This window comes from Prevotella sp. MGM1, assembly GCF_002933775.1.
In the GTDB taxonomy this organism is placed as follows: Bacteria; Bacteroidota; Bacteroidia; order Bacteroidales; family Bacteroidaceae; genus Prevotella.
This window is the reverse complement of sequence record NZ_BEWV01000102.1, coordinates 1-559: the sequence shown is the minus strand read 5'-3', so window position 1 is coordinate 559 and position 559 is coordinate 1. Positions and strand designations below refer to the sequence as shown.

The window sequence follows — 559 nt, the reverse complement described above, 5'->3', positions numbered from 1 at the left end:
CCGCCGGGACTCTGACACGGCCCGCAAGATCCGTTTTACGGCAGTGCATAACTTCGGCGGGGTGGCCATGTGCCACTGTCCGGAGTGCGAGACCATGCACAATGTAACGGAGGACGGGCGCCAGCTCATGGTCCAGAACTTCAACAACGGCGTGAAGTTGGAAATCGACAAGCAGACCGGCGCGGCTGTGGTGTATGACCGCAGGGGCGCAGTTGTTAGCACTCGCCAAATTGAAAAAATCCCCGAACTGACGGACCTGCAACTCTACGCTGAAAGCCTGTAACTATGGAAACAGTAAACGGAACAATCTGCATAAGCCACGCCGAACTGACCGGGCGCATAATCACGACCGCCAACCTTAACAATCTGGTGCGCCGTGGTAGAGTGCAACAGGTCCAAAAGGGCGGCAACGGGCGGACTGCGCTGTATGCCGTTGAAAGCCTGCCGATGAAATGGCGGACCGAGGTTTACAAGCGTTACCCGGACTTGCAGGAACAGGCCGAGAGCCGGGAGTTTATAGACACTGTGGAACCTGACGGCGCAGCCTTAAACTTTTACC

At 56.7% G+C, this 559-nt stretch carries 1 protein-coding gene and 1 pseudogene; both read left to right on the top strand.

Annotated elements, in window-relative coordinates; all coding sequences use genetic code 11:
• The coding region (locus MoGM_RS12960; RefSeq protein ID WP_104368785.1) for a hypothetical protein at positions 1-283 on the top strand (283 nt) is incomplete at its 5' end.
• Positions 284-285: 2 nt separating this feature from the next.
• Positions 286-559: pseudogene (locus tag MoGM_RS03450) on the top strand (hypothetical protein); the annotation flags it as partial.